Source organism: Micromonospora sp. NBC_01655 (genome assembly GCF_026339755.1).
Taxonomy (GTDB): domain Bacteria; phylum Actinomycetota; class Actinomycetes; order Mycobacteriales; family Micromonosporaceae; genus Micromonospora.
Map to the genome: position 1 here is coordinate 634,617 of NZ_JAPEQF010000001.1, position 16,243 is coordinate 650,859.

The 16,243-nt window shown below is 72.2% G+C and carries 15 protein-coding genes and 1 pseudogene; 5 read left to right on the forward strand and 11 right to left on the reverse strand.

Translation table 11 applies throughout. The features are described 5' to 3' along the window. Positions 1-7: 7 nt before the first annotated feature. From OOK41_RS03100 to OOK41_RS03110, 3 genes are all read right to left on the reverse strand, one after another. Positions 8-1,231 (reverse strand): sensor histidine kinase, encoded by a 1,224-nt coding sequence (locus OOK41_RS03100; protein WP_117668220.1) that lies wholly within the window; start codon positions 1,229-1,231, stop codon positions 8-10. A gap of 40 nt (positions 1,232-1,271) precedes the next feature. Continuing rightward, positions 1,272-2,843: a sugar transferase gene (locus OOK41_RS03105; protein WP_266267720.1), complete on the reverse strand. Its 1,572-nt coding sequence runs from the start codon at positions 2,841-2,843 to the stop codon at positions 1,272-1,274. A gap of 265 nt (positions 2,844-3,108) precedes the next feature. Then, positions 3,109-3,969, reverse strand: coding sequence for an Fpg/Nei family DNA glycosylase (locus OOK41_RS03110; RefSeq protein ID WP_266262895.1), 861 nt, complete (start codon positions 3,967-3,969; stop codon positions 3,109-3,111). 24 nt (positions 3,970-3,993) lie between these two features. Here OOK41_RS03110 and OOK41_RS03115 point away from each other — a divergent pair, with 24 nt between their 5' ends. Then, entirely contained in the window at positions 3,994-5,244 is a 1,251-nt protein-coding gene (locus OOK41_RS03115) for a glycosyltransferase (protein ID WP_266262896.1), read from the forward strand. A gap of 19 nt (positions 5,245-5,263) precedes the next feature. Then, positions 5,264-5,659: a hypothetical protein gene (locus tag OOK41_RS03120; protein ID WP_117668224.1), complete on the forward strand. Its 396-nt coding sequence runs from the start codon at positions 5,264-5,266 to the stop codon at positions 5,657-5,659. Positions 5,660-6,025: 366 nt separating this feature from the next. Here OOK41_RS03120 and OOK41_RS03125 read toward each other — a convergent pair whose 3' ends face one another. After that, positions 6,026-6,259, reverse strand: coding sequence for a hypothetical protein (locus tag OOK41_RS03125; RefSeq protein ID WP_243639483.1), 234 nt, complete (start codon positions 6,257-6,259; stop codon positions 6,026-6,028). 558 nt (positions 6,260-6,817) lie between these two features. On the opposite strand from OOK41_RS03125, the gene OOK41_RS03130 reads away from it, so the two are divergent. Next, positions 6,818-7,273 carry an RICIN domain-containing protein gene (locus OOK41_RS03130; protein WP_266262897.1) on the forward strand — a complete coding sequence of 152 codons (456 nt, stop codon included), beginning with the start codon at positions 6,818-6,820 and terminating at the stop codon, positions 7,271-7,273. A gap of 219 nt (positions 7,274-7,492) precedes the next feature. Continuing rightward, positions 7,493-7,870 (forward strand): annotated as a pseudogene (locus tag OOK41_RS03135) (glycosyl transferase family 1); the annotation flags it as partial. Between the two features lie 394 nt (positions 7,871-8,264). Here OOK41_RS03135 and OOK41_RS03145 read toward each other — a convergent pair. Continuing rightward, positions 8,265-9,278 carry a helix-turn-helix transcriptional regulator gene (locus tag OOK41_RS03145; protein WP_266262898.1) on the reverse strand — a complete coding sequence of 338 codons (1,014 nt, stop codon included), beginning with the start codon at positions 9,276-9,278 and terminating at the stop codon, positions 8,265-8,267. 242 nt (positions 9,279-9,520) lie between these two features. On the opposite strand from OOK41_RS03145, the gene OOK41_RS03150 reads away from it, so the two are divergent. Then, positions 9,521-9,976: a hypothetical protein gene (locus OOK41_RS03150; protein ID WP_266262899.1), complete on the forward strand. Its 456-nt coding sequence runs from the start codon at positions 9,521-9,523 to the stop codon at positions 9,974-9,976. 223 nt (positions 9,977-10,199) lie between these two features. Here the strand turns inward: OOK41_RS03150 and OOK41_RS03155 are convergent, their stop codons facing one another. The 6 genes from OOK41_RS03155 to OOK41_RS03180 all read right to left on the reverse strand — a co-directional run bounded on the left by OOK41_RS03155 (position 10,200) and on the right by OOK41_RS03180 (position 16,175). Beyond that, positions 10,200-10,922 carry a CDP-alcohol phosphatidyltransferase family protein gene (locus OOK41_RS03155; RefSeq protein ID WP_266262900.1) on the reverse strand — a complete coding sequence of 241 codons (723 nt, stop codon included), beginning with the start codon at positions 10,920-10,922 and terminating at the stop codon, positions 10,200-10,202. Beyond that, positions 10,900-11,964, reverse strand: coding sequence for an iron-containing alcohol dehydrogenase family protein (locus OOK41_RS03160; protein ID WP_266262901.1), 1,065 nt, complete (start codon positions 11,962-11,964; stop codon positions 10,900-10,902). Before OOK41_RS03160 ends, OOK41_RS03155 begins: the two co-directional genes overlap by 23 nt. After that, positions 11,952-12,683, reverse strand: coding sequence for a phosphocholine cytidylyltransferase family protein (locus tag OOK41_RS03165; protein WP_266262902.1), 732 nt, complete (start codon positions 12,681-12,683; stop codon positions 11,952-11,954). Before OOK41_RS03165 ends, OOK41_RS03160 begins: the two co-directional genes overlap by 13 nt. 81 nt (positions 12,684-12,764) lie before the next feature. Then, positions 12,765-13,535, reverse strand: a complete 771-nt coding sequence (locus OOK41_RS03170; protein WP_266262903.1) for a hypothetical protein — start codon at positions 13,533-13,535, stop codon at positions 12,765-12,767. Then, positions 13,532-13,981 carry an NUDIX hydrolase gene (locus OOK41_RS03175; protein WP_207892706.1) on the reverse strand — a complete coding sequence of 150 codons (450 nt, stop codon included), beginning with the start codon at positions 13,979-13,981 and terminating at the stop codon, positions 13,532-13,534. Before OOK41_RS03175 ends, OOK41_RS03170 begins: the two co-directional genes overlap by 4 nt. A gap of 115 nt (positions 13,982-14,096) precedes the next feature. After that, on the reverse strand, positions 14,097-16,175 hold the full coding sequence (locus tag OOK41_RS03180; RefSeq protein WP_266262904.1) for a hypothetical protein: 2,079 nt from the start codon (positions 16,173-16,175) through the stop codon (positions 14,097-14,099). Positions 16,176-16,243: the final 68 nt, after the last annotated feature.

Genomic DNA, 16,243 nt, shown 5'->3' on the forward strand with positions numbered 1-16,243 from the left:
CGCTCGGTCACGAGCCCGCCCGCACGCCGGGGTGGAACTTCGGCACCCGCATGCTCACCTTCGTACCCGAGCCGAGGCCGGTCTCGACGACCAGGCCGAACCGGTCCCCGAAGGCCGAGCGGAGCCGCTCGTCGACGTTGGAGAGGCCGACGTGCTGGCCCGGGTCGTCGGTCGGGTCGCTGCCGGCCCCGGCCAGCTCGGCGATCCCGGCGGTCAGCGTCGTCGGGTCCATGCCCACTCCGTCGTCCTCCACCGTGATGTGGCACTCGGCACCCGCGTCCCGGGCCTCGATGCTCACCATGCCGGTGCCGGGCTTGCGGGACAACCCGTGGCGGACGGCGTTCTCCACCAACGGCTGGAGGCAGAGGAACGGCAGCGTCACCGGCAGCACCTCCGGGGCGATCTGCAACCGCACCTGGAGCCGGTCGCCGAACCGGGCCCGCTCGATGGTCAGGTACCGGTCGATCGAGCGCAGCTCCTCGGCCAGGGTGGTGAACTCGCCGTGCGCGCGGAACGAGTACCGGGTGAACTCGGCGAACTCCAGGATCAGCTCCCGGGCCCGCTCCGGATCGGTCCGGACGAACGACCCGATCGCGGTCAGCGCGTTGTAGATGAAGTGCGGGCTGATCTGGGCGCGCAGCGCGCGCACCTCGGCCCTGGCCAGCCGCTCCCGGGAGGCGTCCAGCTCGGCCAGGGCGAGCTGGTTGCCGGCCCAGTGCGCGGTCTCCAGGGTGGCCTGCACCAGCCCCGGCGCGGGCGGGCCGTCGGCGACCGCGACCAGCGCCCCGACCACCCGGCCGTCGGCGCGCAACGGGGCGACCACCGCGCCCCGGACCGGGCAGTCGACCCGGTCGCAGTGCAGCTCCGGCTCCCCCAGCACGGTCGACCGCCCGCCGGAGACCGCCCGCCGGGCCGCCGCGACGAGCTGGCCGGTGTGGTGCGTCCCGCGCCCGTCGAGGGCGAGCAGGGTGTCCCGGTCGGTCAGGGCCAGCCCGGCCGCCCCGACCAGGGCCCGCAGGTGGCGTACGGCCTTCGCCGCGCCCGCCGTGCTCAGGCCGGCCCGCAGCGACTCGGCGGCCAGCCCGGCGGTGTGCAGCACCTCGTAGGTGGCCCGCTGGGTGGCGGTGGCGATGCCCCGTCGGGCGCGCAGCCGGACCACCGCGTACAGCGCCGCGGCCAGCGCGGTCACCAGCGAGACCACGCCGACCACGGCGGAGACGTTGCCACCCACGCAGCGATCCTGGCGTGTCCCGGCCGCTACGCCAAGACCGTCAGTACGCGCCCTTGCTCGCCAACACCACGCCCACCGTGCGCCACAGGATGCTCAGGTCGTACGCCAGGGACCAGTTGTCGACGTAGTAGAGGTCCAGCCGGACCGCCTCGTCCCAGGACAGGTCGGAGCGGCCGGAGACCTGCCACAGCCCGGTCATGCCCGGCCGGACCAGCAGCCGGCGGCGCACGTCGCCGAGGAAGTCGCCGTCGTCGGCGGGCAGCGGACGCGGCCCCACCAGCGACATCTCGCCCCAGAGCACATTGATCAACTGGGGCAGCTCGTCGAGCGAGGAGGCCCGCAGGAAGCGGCCCACCGGGAAGACCCGGGGGTCCTCCTTAATCTTGAACAGCATGCCGTCGGTCTCGTTCTGGTCGACCAGGCCGGCCAGCCGGTCCTCGGCGTCGACGTACATGGTGCGGAACTTCCACACCCGGAACGTGCGGCCCTCGTGGCCGACCCGGGGCTGGCGGAAGAAGACCGGGCCGGGATCGGAGAGCCGGATCGCCACGCCGATGGCCAGGAAGGCCGGGACGAGCAGCAGCAGGCCGACGCCGGCGGCGACCCGGTCCATCAGGTTCTTGACCAGCAGCGCCGGGCCCGACAGGGTCGGCTCCTCGACGTGCAGCAGCGGCAGCCCCTCGATCGGGCGGATGTGTACCCGGGGGCCGGCGATGTCGGTGAGCTGCGGGGCCACCACCAGGTCGACGCCGGAGCCCTCCAACTGCCAGGCCAGCCGGCGCAGCTCGCCCGGCTCGGCGCTGGCCGAGCCGCAGACCGCGATCGTGTCGCCGCCGACCTCCCGGACCAGGGCGAGGACGTCCCGGCCGGCGTACACCGGGACCGGGGTCTGCATGCCCCGGGCGGCGGCGTACCCGTCGGTGATGTGGATGGCCACCGGCACCAGCCCGGCGCTCGGGTTGCGGGTGACCGCGGTGTAGACCTCCAGGCACTCCGGGAGCGTGCCCACCAGCACCATCCGGTGCCCGGCCTGGCCGACCCGGCGGCGGAGCGCGTGCAGCGTGGACCGGGCCAGGATGCGGCCGAACAGGATCAGCAGCAACGCCCCGAGCAGCGCGAAGCCGACCGTCCACCGGGAGAGCTGCGTCACGGTGGCGAAGGCGAGGAAGGAGACCGTCGCGGCGACCGCGACGCCGCCCCGGATCACCCGCTTGAACTCGTCCGGGCCCAGGCCCAGATAGCGGCGGTCGTACGCCCGGTTGCCCCACAGGATCACCACCCAGCCGAGCGGCAGCAGACCGAAGGCGACCGTGTAGAACCAGGTGGGATCCTCCTCCACGCCGTAGAAGCCGGAGGCCGCCTGGTCGAAGATCTGGATGGCGAGAAAGCTCGCCAGCGCCGCCGCCCCGAAGTCGAGCAGGAGCAGGGCGGTGGTGTAGGGCCGGTGCCAGCGCGACACCCGCCGACGTGCCCGGGCCCAGGCCGACCGGGGCACGCCGTTGTGTGACGGCGGCGTCGGCGGCTGGATCTCGAAGCTGTCGACGTGCCGCACGAGTTCGCTCCGGCCTTCGCTGGTTACCGGGCGCTGGAGGCTTGTCGTCACCTCACCCATGTCCTCCCGCATGACGCGCGCCGCTCACTCGCAGTGAGGGCACGGGTCGCCCACCGTTCAGTTTCCCACGCGGGGCCCGCACCGGATGTAGACCCGAGGGACTTCTCGCCCGGTGTGCCGCGTGGGATCCGGCCGGCTCCACCTCAGGTGCGAAAGCCGGGGACCGAGCCACTATACCGATGGATGGCGGCCCCGGTAGAGGTGCGGACCGGGAGGATCGGCGCTCGGCCGGCGATTCCACTCCGTAACCACCCTGTGTCGTCACTCACCGTACGAGTCTGGACAACCGACGGTCAGCGAGCGGCTTGCCGCCGGTCTGGCAGGTGGGGCAGTACTGGAGGCTGGAATCGGCGAACGAGACCTCCCGGACCGTGTCACCGCAGATCGGACACGGTAGGCCGGCCCGGGCGTGCACGGTCAGCCCGGAACGCTTCTCGCCCTTCAACTCCGCCGCCTTCTGTCCCAGTGAGCGGGATACCGCGTCGCCCAGCACCCGGCGGGTCGCCTCGTGCAGGGCGGCGACCTGCTCGTCGGTCAGCCGGTCGGACAGCGCGAACGGGGACAGCCGCGCCGCGTGCAGGATCTCGTCCGAGTACGCGTTGCCCACCCCGGCCAGCACCGTCTGGTCGGTCAGCACCCCCTTGACCTGGCCGCGGCGGCTACGGATCCGCTCGGCGAAGGTGGCCAGGTCGGCGGCGAGCGCGTCCGGGCCGAGCTTCGCCACCCCGGGCACCGCCGCCGGGTCGGTGACCAGGTAAGCGGCCAACTTCTTCTGGGTGCCCGCCTCGGTCAGGTCGAAGCCGGAGCCGTCGTCGAGCCGGACCCGCAGGGCGATCGGCCCCTTGCCGGGGCGCAACGGCCCACCGGAGGGGAACGACTCCCGGTAGTGCAGCCAGCCCGCCCGGGCCAGGTGCACCACCAGGTGCAGGTCGTCGCCGAACACCACGTCCAGGAACTTGCCGTGTCGCCGGGCGTCGGTCACCGTACGGCCCGACACGGCGGCCGGCGCCGGCTCGTACGTCTTCAGGGCGCTGATCGCGGCGACCTCGACCCGGTCGACGCGCCGCCCCACTGCGCGCTCCCGCAGGTAGCCGGCGAGCGCTTCCACCTCGGGAAGTTCAGGCATCAGCCAACGGTAGCCTTCTTTCCCGTGAGAATCGTGGTGGCGCACAACCGGTACCGGGAAGCCCAACCCTCCGGCGAGAACACGATCGTCGACGCGGAGATCGCCCAGCTCACGGCGGCCGGGGTCGAGGTGCTGCCGTTCCTGCGCAGCTCCGACGAGATCCCGACCATGCCGAAGTCGGCCAAGGCGCTGCTGCCGGTCTCCCCGATCTACGCACCCCGGGCCCAGCAGGAGCTGAGCCGGCTGATCACCGAGCACCGGCCGGACGTGCTGCACCTGCACAACCCGTACCCGCTGCTCTCGCCCTGGGTGGTGCGGACCGCGCACAAGCACGGCGTGCCGGTGGTGCAGACGGTGCACAACTACCGGCAGGTCTGCTCCTCCGGGCTGTACTTCCGGGACGGCATGATCTGCCAGGACTGCCGGGGCCGGGCGCTCGGCGTGCCGGCGATCGTGCACCGCTGCTACCGGGGTTCGCGGGCCCAGAGCGCGCTGATGGCCACCACGCTGGCGGTGCACCGGGGCACCTGGAAGTCGGTGGACCGGTTCGTCGCGCTCACCTCGGCGGTTGCCGACCACCTGCGCGACTACGGTGTCCCGGCGGACCGGATCGTGGTGAAGCCGAACGGCATCCCCGACCCGGGGGCACCCGCGCCGCTCGGCGACGGCTTCCTGTACATGGCCCGGCTCTCCCCGGAGAAGGGGCTGGGCCTGCTGCTGGACGCCTGGCGGCGACACCCGGACGGCTCGCTCGGCCCGCTGCGCATCGCCGGTGACGGCGAGCTGCGCCCGCTGGCCGAGGCCGCCGCCGCCGAGCGCGCCGATGTCACCTACCTCGGCCCGCTGGACCGTGCCGGGGTGCGCGCGGCGATCGAGGCCAGCGCGGTGATCATCGCTGCGTCCACCTGGCACGACGTGTTGCCCACGGTGATCATCGAGGCGCTGGCGAGCGGACGTCCGGTGCTCGGCACCGCCCTCGGCGGCATCCCGTACCTGCTCGGCGCGGACGGCCCGCGCGAACCCGCCGGCACCGGCCCGGCCGCCGTCGCCACCGCCGTGCCGGGGGAGGGCCGCGTCGCGCTGCCCGCCGGGGTGCAGGCGGGCGAGGCGGGCTGGGTGGTGGCCCCGGAGCCGGCCGCGATGGCCGCCGCGCTGCCGGTGGCGCGGGCGGGCGCGGCGCGGCTCGCCCCGGCGGCCCGGGCCCGCTACGAGCGCACCTTCCACCCCGACGTGGTCACGCGGCAGCTCATCGACGTGTACGCCTCTCTCGGTTGACCGCTCAGCGGAGCCGGCGGTGCGCTGGGCCGGCGGGCGGGGCGTGCGCGTCTACGTGGTGCGTGAGCGCGGCGGTCCGGACTTCCCGGAGGGCATCGATCTCGGCCTGATCCGCGGCGTCGTGCAGAACCTCGACGGGTACGTGCACGCTGCGCTCGCCTACCTGCGGGCCTCGCTGCTGGCGGACCCGGGGCTCTTCGGGCTGAGCGTGGACCACGTAACGGCGTACGAGGGGTTGGAGCCGCACGGTCTGCCGCTGTCGGAGCCGGAACTGACGTTCCGCACCGGCGACGAGTGGGATCTGCGGTTCGCGGAGGACAGCATGCCGATCTGCGACCCGTACGGGATCATCGTCACGTTCGACCGGGACCGGCCGGTGCGGGTGGAGGACCTCAGCGAGGCCGAGGACGCCTAGCCAGGGCGTGTGTCGAGGCGGGAGACGCACGGCCACGTCTCCGGCGGCAGGCAAGCACGTCCCTGGTTGGCCCGGGGGGCCGTGGCCGGGGCGGAGCTGTGGGCGAGGCGGTCGATGCCGTGGGCTGCGCCTATGGAGCTGAGTCGTTTACGTCATCATCGCCGGTCGGGCCACCGCCGTCGCGTTACCCACCGCCCCGTCGGGTCGTCGCTTGCGATCGCCGATCGCGGCGGGCGTGGCTGATGTCGTATCCGACTCAGCTCCACAGGGGCCGGGACGCATACCTGCCGTGGAGCGGCGCCCACGCCAGGACCCCCGAGACCTCCTGATCGAAGCGCTCCCGCCCGACTTCGCAATCGCCCTGCCCTACCCGAAACGAGGCCACACGTCGTGAGCGAGTCTGCGCTGGTAGTGGGATTGTCGGGCTCGGGCTTGGAATGTTCGTCGCCAGATCGACCAGTGCAGGGTGTGCTCTGGTGGTAGGGGTGTGGCGAGGACGAAGGCGTTGAGGAGTCGGCGGATCTCGGCGACGGTCAACGTGATGATCTCCGGGTCGGCGTCGGGCTGCTGGGCAGCCGCCAGCAGCTGTGCTGCTGCCACTCGGCGGTGGGATCCGCTCGGCGAGGTCGTCGACGCGCACGAGGTAGCCGGGGCCGTTGTCGTCCTGGTGGAGCTGCTCCGGGCGTAACTACCGGACCGCAGGCTGGCACGCTCAAAGGTCTTCGGCGGTAGGAAATAGGTCCACCCTGCGCAACATCAGGGGTGCCGCCAGACCCACCCAGCCAGGTGCCGCCCTCAGTGCTCCAACGTCACTTGGCCTCGGCGTTGAGCTGGCTGATCACCGAGCACCGGCCGGACGTGCTGCACCTGCACAACCCGTACCCGCTGCGCTCGCCCTGGGTGTTGCGGACCGCACACACACGGCGGGCTGGTGGTGCAGACGGTGTCTGTCGAGCTGGAAACAACGTTGCCCGGCTTTTCCCCCCCCGGCGCTATATTGATCATGGTTCGGTCCGAAAAGGCCGCTGCCAACCAGCCAGTCCGAGGGGTGGCATGAATGCCTCCGTGCTGGCCAAAAGTCTCGAGGCGCGACCCGTGTCGGCTGTCCCGGCGCGGCCCGTTCATCGAAAGGCAACTGTGTTCAAGAAGAGCCGTAGGGTGGCGACCGGCCTCGCCGCCGCCCTTGTTCTGCTGTCCACGGCCGCACCGGCGCAGGCCGCCGTCCTCAGCGGCTTCACGCTTCGTCCAACTGGTTACGACCTGTGCCTGGCGGTCGCCGGCGCCAGTGTGGCCAATGGCGCCCACGTCATCGTCGCGACCTGCAATGGTGGCGCCGAGCAGCGCTGGGACTGGGACGGATCCGCTCAGCTCGTCAACGCCAAGAGCGGCAAATGCCTCTCGATCGAGGGCGGCAGCATCGCGGCGGGCGCCCACGCCGTCCAGGTGACCTGTGTCTACGGTGCGTTGGAGCAAGGCTGGTCCCAGGAGGGCTACCTGCGTAAGAACCACAAGAGCGGCCTGCGGCTGAGCCGCCTGGACGCCACCCCGGTGAACGGCGGCCACGTTGGGCAGTTGGGCCCCAACTCGGGCCAGTACTGGGGCGTCTACAGCTGATCCTCGACGACACGTACCACCATCGACCGGGCCCGGCGGGAAACCGCGGGCCCGGTCCGTTCGGCTACGACAGTTCGTCGTTCGCTGCCTGCTCTTCCGCTGCGCTGTACGGGAGTGCGGAGCTTCAGGAGCGCTTGGGCATGTCGCGCGTCCGAGTCGTCCAGCTCACCAGCCGACCCGATTTCCGGGAGCCTTTCGACCGGTTGGCGGGCGGTCTGGCTGCTGCCCACGGTGATCATCGAGGCGCTGGCCAGCGGCCGTCCGGTGCTCGGCACCGCCCTCGATGGTATCCCGTACCTCCTCGGCGCGGACGCCCCGCGCGAGCCCGCCGGCACCGGCCCGGCCGCCGTCGCCACGGCCACCCCGGGGCGGGCCACGTCGCCCTGCCGGTCGGGGTGCAGGCCGGCGAGGCGGGCTGGGTGGTGGCCCCCCGGAGCCGGCCGCCATGGCCGCCGCCCTGCCGGTGGCCCGCGCGGGCACGGCGCGGCTCGCCCCGGCCGCCCGGGCCCGCTACGAGCGCACCTTCACCCCGACGTGGTCACCCGCCAGTTGATCGACGTGTACGCGGGCGTCTCGGCTACCGCCCCGCCCCGCTAAGCCACCTCGCTCGCAGGGGCGGCGGTGTCCCGGACGGAGTTGAGGAGCGCGGAGCTTCAGGAGCGCCTGGGCGTGTCGCGCGTCCGGGTCGTTCAGCTCACCAGCCGACCCGATTTCCCGGAGCCCTTCGACCGGTTGGCTGGTGGGGCGGTCTGGCTGGTGGAGGACGTGGAAGCCTGGATCACCGAACATCAGCCGTGGAAGGCCCGGAGAGCGGACGAACCACCGCCGCCGGAGAGTTGAGCGACTAGGAGAGCAGGGCGGACCGGGACCGCCGGTGATCATGAAGTTAGCGGCAGAAAACGCCGGAGCGGATGGCGATAACTTCATGATCACCGAGGCGGGGCGGGCTAGCCTCTCGGCCAGTTCCTGCTCGTCCTCGCTGCGGTGTGGTTCACCGCCGGCCAGCCGAAGTAACGCGGGTCTGGCCCGTGTCGAGGAGAGACCGGCCGGTTGGGGTGAGGACGTGGAGGACGCTTTGCCTGCGGCGGGTGGTGGTGATGAGTCCGGCGGCCCGGAGCACGGTGGCGTGTTCGCTGGCGCTGCTGGCGCTGATGCGGGCGGTGGCGGCAAGTTCACCGGTGGTGCAACCGGGCTGCTGGGCGATGACGTGCAGGACGGTCGCGCGGGTACGGCCCAGCAGCGCGACCATCTGCCGAGGTGCCGCTTCCGACTCCGCTGGCGTCGGCGTGCCGGGAAAGCGCTGCCCGTTGTGGGGGATGGGAAAGCTCAGCCAGGGTTGGGGTTCGGCGTCGCAGTCGACGCTGGGCCTGCCGAAGCCGAACACCGAGGGAATCAGCAGCAGCCCGCGGCCGCTGAGATGCAGCTCGCCGGTGAGCCCGGTATGGATCTCCAGGACGGGCGGGTTCCAGCGGATCTGGGGCGGACACAGATGGCGTAACAGGTGGTCGATCCCGTGGTCGACCAGGTCCCGGGCCCGGGCGGCCCGGTCGGCGGCGACCCAGGCGGTCACCTGGTCCCAGTATGGGGCGATCAGCGTGGTGTGTAGCTGACCGAGGGCATCAGCGAGGCGTTGGAGGGCCTGCGGGTCGTCGTCGAGTCGGCGTGCCCAGCCCGGCACTGGCCGTTCCTCGGCGAAGCGCGTCATCTCCCGGCGGATCAGCGACCGGGGTGTGGACCGGACCTGCTCCAGGCACTCCTGCGCGCCGCCGAGCCGTGCCAGGGACAGGAAGTTCGGCGAGTAGCCACGAGCCGGCGCCAGATCGAGGACCAAGCGGCTTTCGGCCGGCAGACGTGGAACCGCCGGCTCCGTCCAGGGGACATGCCGCATCAACGAGGGCTTCCACAACCCACGGACCACCCGCATGGTCTCCACCAGCGGCGACGGCGACCCCATCAGCCGGGTGCGTCCCAGGTCCTCTGCCGTGAAGTGAATCCGGTAGACCACCCGCGACCCTTCCCATCCAGAACCAGCGCCAACTCTCCTCAAACGCCCATCGATGGTGGCCTTTCGGCTCAGACCGAAGCAAGGTGACAGCCGATACCCGACGGTCTGATGGTGGTTTCAGCAACGACGACCGATTCTCGCTCCAGAGAAGGGAACCCGCCATGGTACGGAGACTCACCAGACTGCTGTCCACAGCCGGACTGGCCAGACACGAGAAGAGAGCCGTGAAACGCATGTCGCTCGTGCTCGTTGCAGTGTTGGGCCTGGTGATCGCCGTCCCCAGCGCGGCAAGCGCACACAGCACCGACGACTGGTTCTACGACACCAACTCCCCCGGCGGCTACGGGTACAAATACTCCGGGGACGCGCGCAGCACTGCTGGCGGCGTATATCAAGAGGTGGACGAATGGACCACCTCCGTCGAATATTCCGCGATCCAGGCGTACGTGGAGGACACCGCCACCGACGGCTACTGCGCGACGATCGAGATCGCCTACACGCACGGCGGATGGCAGAGTGACCACTGGCACTTCCGCACCGTCCCTGTGCTGGACTGCTCCACCAACGGTGCCGGCACGGCCAAGGCGTACTTCTACAGCTCGTATCCGATCGGGAACCTGAACTCCCGAGCCTGCCACGCGAACTCGGCCGGAAAGATCATCCACTGCGAGAAGAACTGGCACACGGTGATGCCCTGAGACAAGGCTGAAGGGGTCTGCGCCCCGAAGCGGCGGGCGTGCGGGCGGTGAGTGCCCCTGACGGACCGATGACCCGGCCCATAGGGACGGGCGCCGGGCACCGGACACGAGCGATGAGGCAGTGAAGTGCCCCGGCTCCCATCTTCGGAGCCGGGGCACGTTTCCTCTTTGAGCGATCAGTCGAAGCTTGGCAGCCGGATGTGACGAGACAGGTCCCGGCGGCTCAGCGGAGCGAGGCGCGGGCCGAGAAGGCGATGCTGGCCAGGAGGAAGCCGCCGTTGACGATCGTGAACGCCACGATCACCCAGAACACCAGGGCCGGGGCGAACGCCAGCACCAGCCCGGCCACGAAGATCACCGCGCCGTAGTCGCGGACCAGCTTCGCCAGCCGGACCGGCAGCGAGGTCGAGGTGACCATGCTGGCCGCGTTCGGGCCGGCCTGCATCACCGAGGTCACCAGGTTCACCATCCAGGTGCCCGCGAAGACGGCGACCAGCCAGGCCGGCGTCTCCGGGCGCTGCGCCACGGCCGTGGCGGACAGGGCGGCCACCAGGGCGATCTGGGCGGCCACGTCGCAGAGCACGTCCACCCGGGCGCCGGCCGCGCTGCCCTGCCCCGTCACCCGGGCGAGTTGCCCGTCGGCGCAGTCCAGCGAGTACGCGACCTGCCAGCCGACCAGCGCGGCCAGGCCGACCACCCAGGCCGGCACGTCCCCGGCGGCGACCGGGCCGGCGAGGGCCACCACGGTCACCGAGGCGGCCAGGCCGAGCACCAGGTTGGCGATGGACAGCGCCGTGGGGCGCAGCCCGAGCCGCTGGGCGACCAGCGCGAAGACCGCGCCCAGCCACTGGCTGATCGACTCACTGAACAGGCCGCCGCCCCGGTTGACCCGGTGGAAGTCGGCTACGGAGGGGCGGGACGGCTCAGCCAAGGTCGCGGAGTGCACCGGCGTAGTCTGCCAGCCGCTCCCGCGTCTCGGAAGGCGACATCGCCAGGTGCTCCAGGATGGTGTACCGGTCCGGCCGGGTCGCCGGGGCGAACTGCACCGCCTCGACGAACTGGTCGTCGTCGAGCGCCACGTCGGCCGGCAGCCGGGGCAGGCCGTGCCGGGCCAGGCAGGCCGACATCTCCCCGAAGCGCCGCCGGTCCCCGCGCAGCCAGGTGCAGAACAGCGCCCCGAGCCCGGCCAGCTCACCGTGCGAGGCGGTGCCGGGGAAGAGGGCGTCGACGGCGTGCATGATCTCGTGACAGCCGCCGCTGGCCGGCCGGCTGGTGCCGCAGACCGCCATCGCCAGCCCGCTGGAGATCAGCGCCTCGGCGAGCACCGTGACGAACGCGTCGTCGGTCATGTCGCCGGGATGGGCGAGGACGGCCTCGGCGCCCATCCGGGCCAGCGAGGCGGCCAGCCCGTCGACGGGCTCCCCCCGGACCTGACGGGCCAGCTCCCAGTCGGCCAGCGCGCTGATGTTGCTCACCACGTCGCCGATGCCCGCCCGGTTGTGCCGCTCCGGGCCGGCCTCCACGAAGTCCAGGTCGACGATGACCGCGATCGGGATGTGCACCCCGTAGGAGCCCTTGATCCCCTCGCTGACGAGGCTGGCCACCGGTGAGGCGATGCCGTCGTTGGCCAGGCTGGTCGCCACCGTCACCATCGGCAGCCCGCGCCGGGTGGACGCGTACTTGGCGACGTCTATCGTCTTGCCGCCGCCGATGCCGACCACGGCGTCGTACGAGCGGGCGCGGAGCTTGCCGCCCAGGTCGTCGGCGGCCTCCAGGGTGCCACCGGCCACGGTGAACACGTCCGCGGAGCGCAGCGACGGCCGGATCAGCTCGGCGATCTGCGCACCCTGGCCCGGGCCGACCACCACCGCCACGTCGCCGCCGGAGGAGATCCGGCCGTCGGCGAGGATCGCGGCGAGGTCGGCCACGGCCCCCCGCCGCACGTCGATGTGCAGCGGGGTGAGCACCGTCCGGGCTAGTAGCGGCACGCGATCTCCCACGCCCGGGCCAGGTCGTCGTGGTTGTCGACCTCGACCCAGGAGACGTCGCCGATCGGCGCCGCCCGCACCTCCCCGCCCCGGTCGGCGAACTCCTGGTAGCCGTCCTCGTAGTAGAGGTTCGGGTCCCGTCGCCAGGTCGTCTCGAGGGCGTCGGCGAGCGCGTCGGCCACCTGCGGCTCGATCAGCGTCGCGCCGATGTACTCCCCGTACGCCTCGCCCGGGTCCATCAGCTTGGTGATCCGGGTGAGCTGACCGGCGGCGTCGAAGGTGGTCTTCATCTCCTCCTCGGCCAGCGGCTTGATGGTGTCCACCGCGAGCAGGATGCCCGGGCCGCGCTCGGCCAGCAGGGTCTTCTCCACGCTCACCGGGTGCACGGTGTCGCCGTTGACCAGCAGGACCCCCCGGGCGAAGTGCTCCCGGGCCAGCCAGAGCGAGTACGCGTTGTTCCACTCCTCGGCCTTGTCGTTGTGCACGAGGCTGAGCCGCACGCCGTGGCGCTTCTCCAGCTCCGCCTGGCGGGAGACGACCGCGTCCGCGGCGTACCCGACGACGACCACCACCTCGGTCAGCCCGACCTCGGCGAGGTTGCGCAGCGCGATGTCCAGGATGGTGGTCTCACCGTCCACCGGCACCAGCGCCTTGGGCAGGGTGTCGGTGTACGGGCGCAGTCGGCGCCCCGCACCGGCCGCGAGCACCATCCCGATCATGCGACCGCCTCCCTCGTACGACTCCGGGTCACCGGTGGAGGATAGCGCCGGGACGGATCACGCCCGCCGTCAACCAGGGGTTCACCCCGGCAGCGCGGCCAGGTCCGCGAGCATGGCCAGCCGCTCCTCGGCGGTCAGCACCGCGTACGGGCCCGCCGCCCGTCGGTCCGTCTCCTGCTCGATGGCCAGCCGCTCCGGGCCGGCCGGCAGCTCGGTGATGCTGAGCGCGGTGTGCCCGGCCGCCGCCCACGCCGCCTCGTGCGCGTCGGCCCGGTGGTAGCGCAGCGTGCCCAGCCGGTTGAGCAGCAGCAGCCCCGGCGGGGCGCCGTCGGGCTCGTGCGGGGGCGCCATCACGGCGAACGCCTCGCCGGCCGAGCCCGGTTCCTCCTCGGCCGCGACCAGCGCGAACGCGAGCAGCCGGCCGAGCGCCTCGACCAGCCGGAGCACCCGGTCGTGGTGCCCGGCCCACAGTTCCTCGGTCACCTCGGCGTGCACCTGGTAGATCTCGGCGAGGAAGGTGTGCCCGCGTTCCGTGGCGGAGAAGCAGCCGTCGGTGCGGCGGTGCAGCATGCCGTAGGCGACCTGCTTGTCCAGCGCCCGCTGGCAGGACCCCGGGTCCCGGTACCGGGTCACTGCGGCGAAGCCTGCCGGGTCGACGGTCCCGCCCGGCGCGGCCAGCCGGGTGCGGAACTCGACCAGGGAGCTGGTGGCCGCCGGCCCGCCGTACCGCTGGCTCAGCTCCTCGCCGCCCCCGTCGTGGCCGGCGAGGATGCCGGCGACGAAGACCCGGTCGACCGCCGGGGCGACCAGCCCGGCGAACCGGTGCGGCGCGAGCTCGACCTCTTCGCTCACAGACCGATCGAGTGCAGGGCCGCGAAGGCGTCCTCGGCGATCCGCCGGATCAGCCCGTCGTTGACGTCGCGGTGCTCGTCCAGCAGGGCGACGTCCTGCTCGGCCAGCCAGCGGTACTCCGTGTGCTTGCCCACCTCCAGCCGGGGGCGGCCCAGGTCGCCGTCGACCCGGACCAGGAAGTCGCTCTCGATCCGGTCCAGCCCGTCGGCGCCGGTCCAGCGGTACTCGCCGACCGGGCCGAGGATGTGCGACACGGTCCAGCCGGTCTCCTCGGTGACCTCCCGGCGCAGCGCGTCCTCGATCTCCTCGCCCGGTTCCAGGTGGCCGCCGACGATGTCCCAGGTGTCGGGGAACAGGACCCGCTGCGGGGACCGTCGCTGGATGAAGATGCGGCCGTCGTCGTCGACGATCAGGGCGCCGGCGCAGCGGAGAGGCTCGGTGGACACCCGTCGACAGTAGCGAGCCGAGGCCCCGTAGGGCGATGCCCGGTGACCAGGGACGCTGCCGGCGGGAACGCCCACGGCCCGGCCCCCGGGCGGGGACCGGGCCGTGGGCTCGGGGTCAGCGGCTCTGCCTGAGCGTCCGCTTGACCGGAATCCGCTTGGTCGGCAGCGGGGTCGGGCTGTCGGGGCCGGTGAAGACCGCCGCGGCCCGCCAGTCGATCGTGTCGACCTGGGGGCCGCTGCGCGTCGTCCAGCCGCCCGTCGGCGCCCCGCCGACCCAGCCGGCCGACGAGAGGTTGCCGGTGCTGCGGCTGACCAGGTAGATGCCGGATCCGGAGACGAACATCCCACCGGCGTCGGCGAAGCCGGTGGCGCCGGCCACGGTGAACCTGTCCGCGCCCACGGTGCCGCTGTCCGGGCTGAACCAGCGCCAGAACAGGCCGCTCTGGCCGGTCAGCGTGTAGTAGAGCCGGCCGTTGGTGTAGAACGCTCCGGTCACGTTCGGAAGCTCCGGGTAGAAGTTCACCGTGTTGCCGGCGTACGTCTGACCCTCCGGCCCGGAGTCGGTCACCACCTTGTCCCACAGCGGGTCGTGGTACGGGTCGACCAGCTTCGGGGTGCCGAAGGCGGCACCGTCGAAGGTGCGCCGCCACAGCGCGCCCTGCACCCCGTAGAAGAGGGTGCCGCCCACCCAGAAGGCACCCCGGACGGCCGACCACGCGGTGCCGTCGGGGCTGGCGACCGGCGCGGAGCTGCTCACCCCGAGGATGCCGTCGTACGCCCGGGTGCGCATCGTGTTCGTCGCGCCGGGCCCGGCGAAGTAGACGTTGCCCGGCAGGGTGGTGGTGGCGGTGGAGTGCGGGGCCGCGCCGCCGGTGAGCGGGAAGAACGCGATCCGCTCCCGGCGGTGCTGGAAGTTGCCGATCCACTCCTGGTCGGAGCCCAGCCACAGGCCCTGCGCGGTGACCAGCAGCTCGGCCACGCCGTAGCCGCGCGGGTGCCGGCCCGGGTTCCAGGCCAGCGGCAGGCCGCTGAGCGGGTCGAGCGCGGCGATGCTGGGCCGGGCGACGGCGCCCGGGTACGCCGAGTTGGTGGCGGAGGTGTTGTTCACCCAGCGGAAGTGGCCGCCGACGTAGACCGCCTGCTCGGTGATGCCGACGGAGAGGAACGTGTCGCCGCCGCTGTAGTTGACCCAGGTCGGCTGGACGGCCGTGCCGGTGGAGGAGGTGTCCCAGCGGGCGACCGCGTCGCAGAGCGTCCCGTTGTACGGGCTGCCGGTGGTGGCGACGACGAAGTACCGGCCGTCCGGCGAGAAGCTGACGTCCCGCACGTAGGAGTCGAACGCCTTGTAGTTGCAGCGCGGCTCGTAGCGGTTGGTGTTCCAGCCCGAGACGGTCGCCGCGCTCGTGCCGAGGGTGAGCCGGACCACCTGGTCGTGCAGCACCCCGTTGGCCTTCTTGAAGTTGCCGATCACCACGAGCTGGGTGCCGTCGGGCGAGACGGCCAGCTTCTCGGCCCCGACGCCCGCGCTAGCGCCGCTCACCCCGTCGTAGTTGTGGTGCTCGGTCAGCGTGGCGGTCAGGTACTCGTCCACCGCGCCGGTGGTGGCGTCGAGCGAGACGAGGCCGCCGCGCGGCTTGGTGGCGGCGGTGGTGAAGATGCCGCCCACCAGCAGCCGGTTGCCGACCTTGGCGATGTCGTTGACCAGGCCGTTGAACGCCAGGTTCGGGAAGCTCGCGACCAGACTGCCGTTGGACAGGTTGACCAGGGCGAGCTTGCGGCGGTTCGTCCCGTTGACGGTGTTGAACTTGCCGGCGAGGTAGACGGTGCCGGCGGTGGGGCCGGCGAGAATGTCCAGCACCTCGTTGTCGACCACCGGGGCGAACGCGGTGTCCACCTGGCCGGTGGCCTTGTCGAAGGCCAGCACGAAATTGCGCGGGATCTTCACGTCCGAGCCGCGGTTCTCCACCCCGGTGAACGAGCCGCCGACGACGACCTTGCTCCCGGCGTCGTGGATGGCGAAGACGGTGCCGTCCACGATGTCCGGTGTGAGGGTGGACGGCACCGCGCCCACCACGGTGGCGTGGCCTGGGGCGGCGGCGGGCGCCGGGCTGGCGACGAGGGCACCGGTGACGGTGAGTGCGGCGGCGGTCAGGACCGCGAGTGGTCGGCGACTGAGTGCCGGATTACGGGCCACGGGCAACTCCGGATGAACGGCGGAGAGAACGATGCGGGCGCCTCCACCCGACCGGCCCGGCCGGTCGG